The organism is Streptomyces sp. NPDC046335 (assembly GCF_055587985.1).
This window is the reverse complement of sequence record NZ_JBVJFF010000013.1, coordinates 215,268-227,627: the sequence shown is the minus strand read 5'-3', so window position 1 is coordinate 227,627 and position 12,360 is coordinate 215,268. Positions and strand designations below refer to the sequence as shown.

Annotated in this window: 1 protein-coding gene and 1 pseudogene; both read right to left on the bottom strand. The window is 74.1% G+C overall.

Annotated elements, in window-relative coordinates; genetic code table 11:
• Nucleotides 1-97 precede the first annotated feature (97 nt).
• On the bottom strand, nucleotides 98-3,703 hold the full coding sequence (locus ACZ6JY_RS30795; protein ID WP_469201057.1) for a beta-ketoacyl synthase N-terminal-like domain-containing protein: 3,606 nt from the start codon (nucleotides 3,701-3,703) through the stop codon (nucleotides 98-100).
• Nucleotides 3,704-3,719: 16 nt separating this feature from the next.
• A pseudogene (locus tag ACZ6JY_RS30790) lies at nucleotides 3,720-12,326 on the bottom strand (SDR family NAD(P)-dependent oxidoreductase); the annotation flags it as partial.
• Nucleotides 12,327-12,360 lie beyond the last annotated feature (34 nt).

Here is a 12,360-nt window from a genome sequence, read left to right as displayed (position 1 = left end):
GTGGGGGAACTCCTTGGTGGTCTCGGCGGCGTCCTGGCTCTCGCCGGTTCACGCGAGCGGCGGGCGTACGGTCCGGTTCACGCGAGCAGGGTGCTTTTCACGCGAGCAGGGTGCTGACGGTCTCCTCGGGCAGCTCGTCGATGCGCTCGATCAGCTCGGCCTCAAGCAGCTCGACCATGTCGGCCAGGGTGCGGGCCTGGAACAGCTCCCCGAGGTCGAGCTCGAAGGGGAAGCCGCTCTTGAGCCGGGAGATGATCTGGGTCGCCAGGATCGAGTCGCCGCCCACCTCCTGGAAGTCGTCCTCGGGGCGGACCGTGGTGACACCGAGCACGTCGCGCCACGCGTCGGCCACCAGTTCCTGGAGTGAACCGCCGGGCGCCTGTTCGCCCGCTGCGGCCTCGGGGAGCGGTTCCGCCACCGGAGTGACGGCGACCTGGGCCGGGGTGTCGGGCAGCTCCGCCACGGGCTCCCCGGAGTCGCGCGCGCCTTCCTTCTCCGCGAGGACGACCGCCTGGTACGCCTGGTCCTCGCGCACGGGAGCCGGGGAGAGGCCGCGGACCGCGCGGAAGCCGCCGCGCTCCAGGGCCTGGCGCCACAGGGAGACGCTGAGCAGCGGGGACCCCGGGATGCGGCAGTCGTCCTCGTAGGCCCACCAGCCGCCCATCAGGCCGAAGGTGAGCGTGAAGAAGTCCTGGGCCCGCGTGGTCTCCAGGAGGATCAGCACGCCTCCGGGGCGCAGGAGCTGCCGGGCGTGGGCGAGGGTGTCGTCGATGCTGCGGGTGGCGTGCAGCACGTTGCAGGCGAGGACGACGTCCTGGCTGTCCGCCTCGAAGCCCTGCTCCACGGGCGCCGATTCGATGTCCAGCGGCGCGAAGGTCACATAGGGGTGGTCGGCGCCGTACTGTTTGCGCCCGTACTGGGTGAAGCCGCGCGAGATGTCGGTGTAGACGTAGCGCAGCCGCCCGTCGCCGCCGTCGAGCGCGGGCAGCACCTTGGCGGTGGTGCCGCCGGTGCCCGCGCCGATCTCCAGGACGGAGAGGGTGGCTCCGGGGTCGCGCTCGCGCCGCGCGCGGACGTAGCGGGCGACGAGTCCGGCCACCAGGCCGTTGGTGTCGCCGTCGCTGTGGTAGACGGCTTCCACGGCGTCGAACGAGCCGCCGGGGAAGAGCACTTCGTGGGCCTTCCTGCGGCCGGTGAGGACGTCGGGCATCTCCTCCAGGCAGAGCGTCAGGAGGTGGAAGTACCCGTCCATCTCGGCGTACTCGGCGGTGACGTGGCGCTTGAGGTCGGCCAGTTCGCTCTCGTCCCAGTGGAGCCGGCCGGGTTCGGCGACGAGGTCGGTGGTGACCAGGTCGGTGGTGAGCAGGTCGGTGGTGAGCAGGTCGTCTCCGTCGGCGCGCAGGTAGCCGCCTTCGGTGAGGACGCCGAGCAGCCCGTGGAAGAGCGCGCGGTGCTCGTCCACGATGCCGAGTCTGTCGGCCAGTTGGGCCTCGGTGTACCGCTCGCCCGCGCTCGCGAAGACGTCCATGCGGCGCAGCGAGGCGAAGAGCATCCTGCGGCAGACGCCGGTCAGCTCGCGGACCATCACGTCGGAGCGCAGCGCGGCTTCGAGGTCTCCGGCGGCCGGGTCGGACCGCAGGTGCTCGGCGGCGGCGTCGTCGAGGTCGGCGAGGACGGAGGGCACGGCGTTCGCCGCGTACGCGGTACGGGTGCCGCCCTGGTCCGCGGGGCCCGGAGCGGTGCCGTCCGCCCAGGCGTGCGGGAAGACCTCGCGTACGAAGGGGTGTCCCGGCAGGGCGATGCGGCGCGGTGCGGTGCCGGTGTGCAGGCGCGGCCAGTCCACGGGGGCTCCGGTGACCCAGGCCGCCGCGAACTCGTCGATGTCGCGGCCGGCGGGGCTGGCCGCCGGCCGGCGTTCGGCGGCGCGTCCGCTGTAGGTGCCGGGCACCGCGGCGGCGCCGTCGGCGAACGCGTCGAGGCGGCCGAGCAGTTCGCCGGTCGATCGGGCCGTGACGGCCAGGCGTTCGGCGAAGGGTTCGCGCCCCACTTGCAGGGTGTACGCCACGTCCTGGAGCGTGATGTCACCCGGTCCGGCCGCGCGCAGGTGGGCGGCCAGCGCGGCGGCCTTCTCGCGGAGCTGCTCCTCGCTCTTGGCGGAGAGCGGTACGACCATCCGGCGCTCGGGCGTGGGCAGGGCCGCGGGGCGGGCGGGCAGGTGTTCCTCGATGATGACGTGCGCGTTGGTGCCGCTGTACCCGAAGGAGCTGACACCGGCCAGGCGGGGTTCCTCGCCCGCGCGGTCCCAGTCGGCGAGCTCCCGGCTGACGTAGAGCGGGCTCTCGTCGAAGTCGGCGTGCTTGTTCTCGGTACGGAAGTTCGCCGCCGGGGGCAGTTTGCCGTGCCGCATGCACAGCAGCACCTTGATGGCTCCGAGGACACCGGCGGCGCCCATGGTGTGGCCGATGTTGGCCTTCACGGAGCCGACGGCGCAGAACCGGGCGCGGTCGGTGAACTCCGCGAACGCCTCGGTGAGGCCGTGCACCTCGATCGGGTCGCCGAGGCTGGTGCCGGTGCCGTGCGCCTCCACGTAGCGCAGGCGGCCCATGTCGACGCCGCTGCGGCGGTAGACGTCGCGCAGCAGCGCGCTCTGGGCGGCGGAGCTGGGCGAGGTGATGCCGGAGGTGCGGCCGTCCTGGTTGGTGGCGCTGCCCCGGATGACGCCGAGGATACGGTCGTTGTCGCGCACCGCGTCGGAGAGGCGCTTCAGTACGAGTACGCCGACGCCCTCGCCGACGAGCATGCCGTCCGCGTCGGCGTCGAAGGGGCGGCAGGCCCGCCCCGGCGAGACCGTGCCCAGGGCCTCCATGGTGACGAACGTGCCGGGGTGGTTGGCCACGTACACGCCCGCGGCGAGCGCGAGGTCCGACTCGCCGTCGAGGAGCAGCCTGCGGGCGATGTCGACGGCGACGAGGGAGGACGAGCAGGCGGTGTCGACCGTCATCGCAGGCCCGCCGAGGTCGAGCTGGTAGGCGAGGCGGGCCGCCATGATGCTGGTGTCGGCGCCCATCAGGGCGTGCGCGGAGTACTCCGTCTGGGGCGCGAGCCCCGTGCTGCCGACGATGGTGGCCACGGCGCGGCCGCGGAGCGCGGAGGCGTCCTGGGCGGCGTCCTCCAGGGCGTGGTAGCAGGATTCGAGCAGTACGCGCTGGGCGGCGTCCATCGCGGCGGCCTCGCGGGGCGCGATGCGGAAGAACGCCGGGTCGAAGCGGTCGCTGTCGGCCATCTTTCCGTAGCGTGGCGGGGCCACGTCCGGGAAGTGCTCCTTGAGCAGGGACAGCGCCACCGGGTCGTCGACCTCGGTGGTGCGGTCCTCGCCCGAGCTGATCACCTGCCAGAGTTCGTCGGGGCTCTGCGCGCCCGCGGTGCGGCAGTGCATGCCGATCACCGCGACGGCCTCCGGCGGTGCGGCGCCGTCGAGCCGGCCGGACACGCGGGCGGCGAGCGCGTCGAGGTCACCGGCCTCCAGCACGGCGTCGGTCGGGAGCGTGGTGCCGAACCGGGAGTTGATCTCCTCGGTGAGCGCCACGGCCGCCGCAAGGTCGAGGCCCAGCTCATCGAAGGACGTACGGGAGACCCGCTCGGGGGTGGCATCCAGGACACGGGCCGCGAGTTCCGACAGCGCCTGCTTGACGTGGGGCGACATTGACTCTGTATCTCCTTCAGCTCCGCGGGGTGCGCGGCTGCGCGGTGGTCTCGGCCAGATGTGCCCGGTTGGTCCGCAGGCGGTCCTCCTGGGTGCCGGAGGCCGCCTTGCGCAGGTGGAACAGGCGGCGTTCGATCCAGCCCCGCCGCAGTGGCTCCGCCAGGTCGGGGTCGGGGTTCTCGGCCGCGGAGTGGTCGACGCCCGTCTCCTCGACCACGAAGCGGTTGTACGCGAAGACCTCGGCCCAGGTGCGGCCGGTGGGGACGCTGACCCCGGCGGCGGGGTCGACCAGGTCACCGCTGAGCGTGCAGAGGTAATCGGCGAGGAGGAGGCGCCCACCGTCCACGACGGCCGCGTCGAGCCGGGCGAAGAGGGCCTGCTTGTCCTGTACGCGGTGACTGGCGTCGATGCCGTACGCCAGGTCGTACTGCCCCGGGAAGGCGTCGAGCGGCCCACCCCGGTGGAACAGCCCGACCCGCCCGCCAAGACCGGCCCGACCACCGATGTCCCGCCGGCCACGGTCGACGACCTCCTTGTCGGAGGTCACGCCGTGCACGATGAGCGCGGGATACGTGTCGGCAAGCCCGACGAGCGACCCGACACCACGACAGCCGAAGTCGAGGACGGCACCGAGGTGTTCCAGGGCTGCGTGGGCGAGGAGGGGATGGGGGGAGACGGGGGGCGGCTCGGGGGGCGGGGTGGTGGCCGCCGCCGGAGGCGGTGTTGAGGGCACCTGCGGGGTGGGCTGTGCCGACGGTGGGCTGGCAGCGGGTGTGCTCTCCGGCATTGCCTCGTGGGCGCCCTTGGGCCGCGTACCGGCCTTGGCGGCGGTCGTCAGGCGGCGTTGTAGGTACGTGGCCAGGGGGCCCGGGGCCGGGTGGTCGAAGACCAGGGTTACCGGCAGGCGCAGGCCCGTCGCGCGGTTGAGGCGGTTGCGGAGTTCGACCGCCGTCAGGGAGTCAAGGCCCAGTTCGACGAAGCCGGTGTCCGGGCCGATGGTGGCCGGGTCGGTCACCAGGACCGAGCCGACCATCTCGCACACCAGCTCAAGGAGTACCGCGAGTTGCGCGTCCGAGGGGAGATCGGCGAGCCCGGCCAAGTCCACGTCGAGGCGCCCGCCCACCCGGTCGGCGGTGACGGCGGCCGCCCGCGGCGCGCTCCGCAGCAGGGCGCGGTGGAGCGGATGCCCCTCCCCCGACTCCGCCTGCGTACGCAAAGCTTCGAGGTCAAGGCGCATCGGGACCTGGAGCGGTTCGTCCGCGCCGCGGGCCAGGTCGAAGAGGGCGAGGCCGTCCCCGGAGGGAAGCGGCAGCAGCCCGCCGCGGGCCATCCTGCCCGTGTCGCCCTCGCTCAGGTGCTTCGTGAGGCCCGTGGCCTGCTCCCAGTATCCCCAGGCCAGCGAGGTCCCCGGCAGCCCGTGCGCCCTGCGGTGCTGGGCGAGGGCGTCGAGGAAGGAGCTGGCCGCCGCGTAGTTGGACTGCCCGGGGTTGCCGAGGACACCGGCCGCGCCGGAGAACATCACGAACTCGGCGAGGTCGGCCCCCCGGGTCAGCTCATGGAGGTTGAGGGCACCCTCGGCCTTGGGCCGCAGGACCCTGTCGAGCCGCTCGGGGGTCAGCGCGTCGAAGACCCCGTCGTCGAGGTCGCCCGCGGTGTGCACGACGGTGCCGAGCGGATGCCCGGCGGGGATGGCGTCGAGCACCTCCGCGAGCCGCCCCCGGTCGGCGACGTCGCAGGCCACGACGGTCACCTCCGCCCCGGTAGCGCGGAGTTCGGCGGTCAGCTCGGCCGCCCCCGGCGCGTCCGGACCGCGCCGGGAGAGCAGCAGCAGGTGCCGGGCGCCGCGCGCGGTCACCAGGTGCCGGGCGAGCATGCCGCCCAGGGTGCCGGTGCCGCCGGTGATGAGGGTGGTGTGGCCGGGGTCCGGTCGGCGCGGCACCGTCAGCACGATCTTGCCGATGTGCCGCGCCCGGCTCATGAACCGGAACGCCTCCGGCGCCCGCCGCAGGTCCCAGGCGCGCCGGGGCAGGTGGGCCAGGACGCCCCGCTCGAAGAGGCCGACGATCTCGGCGAGGATCTCCCCGATGCGGCGCGGCCCCGCGTCGACGATGTCGAACGCCCGGTAGCGCACCGCGAAGTGCTCGGCCGCGACCTGCGCCGCGTCACGGATGTCGGTCTTGCCCATCTCCACGAACCGCCCGCCGCGCGGCAGCAGCCGCAGCGAGGCGTCGACGAACTCACGGGCCAGGGAGTCCAGTACGACGTCCACGCCCCGTCCGTCCGTGACGGTACGGAAGTGTTCCTCGAAGCCGAGGTCGCGCGAGGAGGCCAGGTGGTCCTCGGGTACGCCGAGGGCGCGTACGGCGTCCCACTTGCCCTCGCTCGCGGTGGCGAAGACCTCCGCGCCCAGATGCCGGGCGAGCTGCACGGCGGCCATGCCCACCCCGCCCGCGGCGGCGTGCACGAGGACCGACTCGCCGGAGCCGAGGCCGCCCATGTCGACCAGGCCGTAGTACGCGGTGGCGAACGCCACGGGGACGGCCGCCGCCTCTTCGTAGGACCACCCGGCGGGCATCGCCACGACCGTGTGCGCGTCGGCCACGCAGACCGGCCCGAGGCCGCTGGGGAAGAGACCCATCACGCGGTCACCGGCCGCGAGGTGGGTCACGTCGGCGCCGGCGTCGAGCACGACACCGGCCCCCTCGGCGCCGAGCGTCAGCTCGCCGGGGTACATGCCGAGCGCGCCGAGCACGTCACGGAAGTTGAGGCCCGCCGCACGCACCTCGATCCGCACCTGGCCGGGGCCGAGCGGCGCATCGGCCGCGGGCCAGGGCAGCAGGGCGAGGTTCTCGAGCGTGCCGGCGCCACGGGTGTCCAGGCGCCATGCGGTGCCGTCGCCCGGCGGCACGAGCGCGCTGTCCGAGCCGAGCGGGGCCAGGCGGGGCACCAGGGCCTCTCCCGCGCGCAGGGCGAGCTGCGACTCACCGGCGGCGACGGCGGACGCGACCGCGGCGGGCAGCGCCGCGGCGGACGCCTCCTCGCCGTCCACGTCGACCAGGAGGAGCCGCTCGGGGTTCTCCGCCTGGGCGGCCCGCAGCAGCCCCCACACCGGGGCGTGCGCCAGGTCGCCGACGTCCTCGCCGACGTGCGTGGAGACGGCCCGCCGGGTCGCGATCACGAGACGTCCCGCGGTCTGGTTCTCGTCGTTCAGCCACGCCCGCACCAGGTCGAGGGCGCGCGCGGTGGCCGCCCTGATCCCGGCCGCGAGGCCGTCCGCCGGCTCGGCGCCCAGGGAGAGCAGCGAGGTCTCGCCCCCGTCCCTCACGTCGACGCCCGCGTCCCGCAGGGCCGCGGCGAGGCCGAGTTCGTCCGGGCCCGCCACGGCCCAGGCGCCGCCGGGGGCGTCGACCGGCGTGAGGGGCGTCCATTCCAGACGGAGCAGCTCGTCCGGCAGGGCGGCGGCGCCAACAGACTGCCGGGCCGTGCCGGTGATCGGTCGCAGCACCAGCGAGTCGAGTACGGCCAGCGGCCTGCCGGTGGCGTCGGCGACCGCGGCCGAGACCGCGTCGGTCCCCGCGCCGGTGAGCCGCACCCGTACCGTGGCCGCCCCGCCCCCGAACAACCGCATCCCGGTCCAGGAGAACGGCAGCAGCCCGCCGCCGTCCCGGACGAAGCCGCCGAAGCCCATCGCGTGCAGGGCCGAGTCGAGCAGCGCCGGGTGCAGGCCGTAGCGGGCCGCGTCGGGGGCGTCGTCGAGCGTGGCCTCGGCGAAGACCTCGTCGCCGCGCCGCCAGACCGCGCGCAGCCCGCGGAACGCGGGACCGTAGGCGTACCCGGCGTCGGCCATCACCTGGTAGTAGTCGTCCACGGGTACGGACTCGGCGCCGGCCGGCGGCCACACCCCCCATCCCTCGAAGCCGGCCTCGGCGGCATCCGTGGCCAGCAGTCCGGCGGCGTGCCGCGTCCATGCCCCAGGCGTCCGCTGCTCCTGTGCCGCCGAGTCGTCGGCGAGAGGCCGCGAGTGCACTTCCACGGGACGGCTGCCCATGGCGTCGGGCGCTCCCACGACGAGCTGGAGCCGGACGCCGCCCTGTTCCTCGTCCGTGAGGGCGAGCGGGGCCTCAAGGGTGAGCTCTTCGAGGCGCCCGCAGTCCAGCGTCCGCCCGGCGTGCAGCGCCATCTCGACGAAGCCCGTGCCGGGGAAGAGCACCGTGCCGGACACCGCGTGATCCGCGATCCACGGGTGCGTGGCGAGGGACACCTCGCCGCTGAACACGGTGCTGCCGTCGGCCAGTTGCACCTGGGAGGTGACGAACGGGTGCCCCGCGGCGGAGGCGGGAACGTGCTCCCGGGCCGCAGGGGCGGGCTCGTCGACCCAGCAGACCCGACGCTCGAACGGATAGGTCGGCAGCCCCTGCACCCGTACGACCCGACTGCCCCCGCCCCCGCCTCCGTCTCCGCCTCCGTGGAGGGCGGGCCAGTCGACGACCGCGCCGCGCACCCACAGGTCCGCGACCCGGGCGAGGTCCCGCTCGCGCAGGGCGGCATCGAGACCCGAGACGTCCACGCGGGCGGCCGTGGCCGAGAACACCGCGTCGGAGGGTCGGCCCCGGCGCCACCGCGTCAGGTGCCCGCGCAGCTCCTCTGCCCCGGAGGCGATGACGGCGAGGCGGTGGGTCAGGTCCGTGCGGCCCACTTGCAGGGTGTACGCGATGTCCGCCATGGCGGCCTCGGGCCGCTGCCCGAGGAAGTCGAGCCAGAGGTCGGCATAGGCGTCGAGGCGTTCCCGGGTGTGCGCCGAGAGGACGAAGAGGACGGGACCGCGTTCGGCCGGCCGGGGGCGGGAGGCCGGCTCAGGAGCCTCTTCCAGTACGACGTGCGCATTGGTGCCGCCCCCGCCGAGGCCGGTGATCCCGGCGCGGCGCGGTGCGGCGGCCCCGTCGACCGTGACCCGGTCCCAGGCCACGGGGGCGCCGGACAGCTCGAAGGGGAGCCGGTCGATGTCGATCGCCGGGTTGTACTCGTCGGGCAGCCGGGTCGGCGGCAGCGTGCGGTGCCGGAGCGCGAGGATGACCTTGAAGAGCTGCGCCATGCCGGCGGATGCCTCGCCGTGGCCGATGTTGGGCTTCAGGGAGCCGATGCGGTAGGGCCCGCGCGCGTCCTGCCGGTCCTCGAAGACCTGGGTGAGGGACGTCATCTCGACGGCGTCGCCGATCTCGGAGCCGTTGGCCGTGGCCTCCACGTAGCCGACGGTCCGCGGGTCCACGCGGGCGTCCCGCAGGGCCTCGCGGATCACCTCGGCCTGCCGCTGGGAGCTGGGGCTGGTGAAACCGATGGTGCGGCCGTTGTGGTTGACGGCGCTGCCGCGGATGACCGCGTGCACCGGGTCGCCGTCGCGCCGCGCCTGCCGCAGCGGCTTGAGCAGCACCGCGCCGACGCCTTCGCCGGGGACGATCCCGGCGGCCTCCGCGCCGAAGGACGCGCAGTCGTCGCGGTCGGAGAGCAGCCCGACCGTGGCCAGTTCGACGTACGTGGACGGGTGCAGGTAGAGGTTCACGGCTCCGGCCAGCGCCAGGTCGCAGCGGCCCGAGCGGAGACTCTCGACCGCCTCGTGCAGGGCCACGTGGGCCGAGGAGCAGGCGGTGTCCACGGCCTTGCTCGGGCCTCCGAGGTCGAACTGGAACGAGACCCGGTTGACCATGTCGCCGAACGACGTACGCGGCATCTCCAGGCGCCCCTCGGCACCGAGCTGCGTGAAGCCGTGCTTGGCGCCGCCCGCGAAGACGCCTATGCGGCCCCGTATCTCCGGCGGGAGCTTCGACGGGGCGTGGCCCGCGTCCTCCAGGGCCTTCCAGCACTCCTGGAGGAAGAGGCGCACCTGTGGGTCGGTGTTGCGGGCCTCCTGCTCGGTGAAGCCGAAGAGGGCGGGGTCGAACGCGTCGAACCCGTCGAGGAAGGCGCCCCACTTGGAGTGGCTCTTGCGCACGACATCCGCGCCTTCGGGCCGCGGATCGTAGTGCTCACGCCAGTCCCACCGCCGCTCGGGTATCTCACCGACAGCACTCCGCCCCTCCATGAGCAGCCGCCAGAAACTGTCCTGGTCGGGGGCGTCGGGGAAGGTGCCGCTCATGCCGATCACGGCGATGGCACCGTCGAAGTCATCGAGACCGAGGTCGACGTCATCGACCACCGGGTCCGAGGCCCGGACCGGGACCGGGCCTGGGGCCGGGGCCGGGGTCGGGGCCAGGGTCGGGGCGGCGCCCTGCGGCACCCCGGCCCTCCCCAGGAACGCCCTGCAAGCGTCGGGGAAGCGTTCGACGAGATGCTCGGTCACGTTCTCGACCTTGGCGAACTCGAAGAACAAGGTGCGGGAGGCGGCCGGGAACGCATCGCTCAGGAGTTGGTTCAGGCGGGTGCGGGTGATGGAGTCGATGCCGTAGCGGTCGAGCTGCTCCCTCGGGTCGACCTCACCGTCGCCCTCCGTGCCGCCGAGCAGCTCCGTGGCCATGAGGGCGATCCGCCGCTCCACCGCCTCCGCGAGCCGCTCGGGCGGCTGTTCCACCCGCTCGGCGGCCACCGGGGCCACCGGGGCTGCCGGGACCGCCACGGGAGCGGGGGCCACCGTGGTCGCGGGGATACCGTGGCGGGTCTCGGCGAAGGGGTAGCCGGGCAGGGAGATCCTCGTCGGCGTGCCGTTCCGGTGCAGTGCGGACCAGTCCACGGGGCCACCCCGTACCCACAGCTCCGCCGCCCGGGTCAGCTTGCCGCGCTCCAGCCACTTGCCCACGGCCTCGCGCAGCTCGTCGTCGGCGAAGAGCCGGGCGACGTCGGACCGGCCGTCTCCCTCTCCCACCCAGCAGTTGTCGGGCAACTCGGTACCCGCTGCCAACGCCCGCAGCCCGGCGGTCAGTTCCTCCAGGTCGCTCACCACGAGCGCCGCGCGCGACGCCAGTTCCGCGCGGCCGAGCTGCAACGTGCGCGCCACATCGGCGAGCGAGAGCGACGCGCCCTCGCCGCGGACGTCATCGGCGTCACCGGCGGTGCCCCCGGACACGTCGGCAAGGCGCGCCAGCTCGGCCGCCGTACTTCCCTCGTGCAGGGCGTCGCCGTCGACGCGACCGCCGAGCGCCGCGTCCAGTGCCTCGCCGATGCGGGCGAACTGCTCCGGCCGTACCCCGTAGGAGTCCAGGGGCTCGTCCGGGTCGATCTCGTCGGCGTCGACTCCCAGGACGCCGGCCACCACGGCGCACACCCGCGCGGGCGCCACCACCGGGCGCGGGGCAGGCGGGACGGTGGCGGTGGCGTCCGCCAGGTGCTCCGCGAGGGCCTTCGCGTACGCGCGCAGCCGCTCGGGCGTACGCGCCGACAGCGGCACGACCTGCGGAACCACGACCCGCGGCCGCTCCCGACCGGCGACGGGCACGTACTGCTCCACGACCACGTGCGCGTTGGTCCCGCTGTGGCCGAAGGAGTTCACCGCGGCCATCAGCGGAAGCCCGCCGGGGTGCTGCCAGGGACCGGCCGCCGCGTCGGCGACGAACGCCGACTCCGCGAGGTCGATCAGCGGGTTGAGGCCGCGCAGCGTCGGCATGCCGACGAGCCGGCCGTACCGCATCGAGAGCAGCACCTTGATCATGCCGACGACCCCTGCGGGGGCACCCGTGTGGCCGATGTGCGCCTTGGCGCTGCCGAGGGCGGCGAACCCGCGCTCATCGGTGAGCCGCCGGAACGCCCGTACCAGCGCGTTGGCCTCCACCGGGTCGCCCAGGGCCGTGCCCGTGCCGTGGGCCTCCACGTATCCGACGCGCTCGGCGGGGATGCCGAACCGGCGGTAGACGTCGAGGACCAGCTCTTCCTGGGCGGTGCCGTTCGGGGCGGTGATGCCGTTGCTCGCGCCGTCCTGGTTCATGCCGGTGGCGCGGATGACGCCGTGGACGTGGTCGCCGTCGGCCACCGCGTCGGAGAGCCGCTTCAGTACGAGGACGGCCACGGCCTCGGAGTAGACGGTGCCGTTGGCGTCGGCGTCGAAGGTGCGGCACTCGCCGCTCGGTGACATCGCGCCGCTCTCGACGAGGAGGTCGAGGCCGCGCGCGTCCAGGCCGGCGTTCACGCCGCCGGCCAGCGCCAGGGTGGACTCTCCGGAGCGCAGACTCTGGCAGGCCAGGTGCACGGCGGCCAGGGAGGAGGAGCAGGCCGTGTTGACCACGAGGGCGGCGCCGCGCAGGTCGAGGAAGTACGAGAGCCGGGAGGCGACCAGCGCGTCGGAGGCGCCGGTGAACGACTCGTGCGGGTAGCCGGTGGGCTCGGCGCCGATGAACAGGCCCGTACGGGAACCGGCGAGCGACGTCGGGTCGATCGCGGCGTCCTCCAGGGCGTGCCAGCTCTCCTGGAGCAGCAGCCGCTGGTTGTGGCTCATCAGGTCCGCCTCGTGCGGCCGGATGCCGAAGAACTCCGCGTCGAAGTGGTCCCTTTCGGAGAGGGCGCCGCCCCAGCGGTATCCTGCCGGGTCGTCCGGGGCGAGGTAGTGGTCGGGCAGCTCGCCGTAGCCGACGCGGCCCTCGGTGAGGTTGCGCCAGAACTCGCGTACGTCCGCCGCCCCCGGGAACTGCCCGGCCATGCCGACCACCGCGATGTCCAGCATCCGCGAACGGTCGAGG

Excerpts from the sequence above, each read along its gene's own strand:
- ACZ6JY_RS30795 (WP_469201057.1), bottom strand. The coding sequence starts at position 3,703 with ATGTCGCCCCACGTCAAGCAGGCGCTGTCGGAACTCGCGGCCCGTGTC.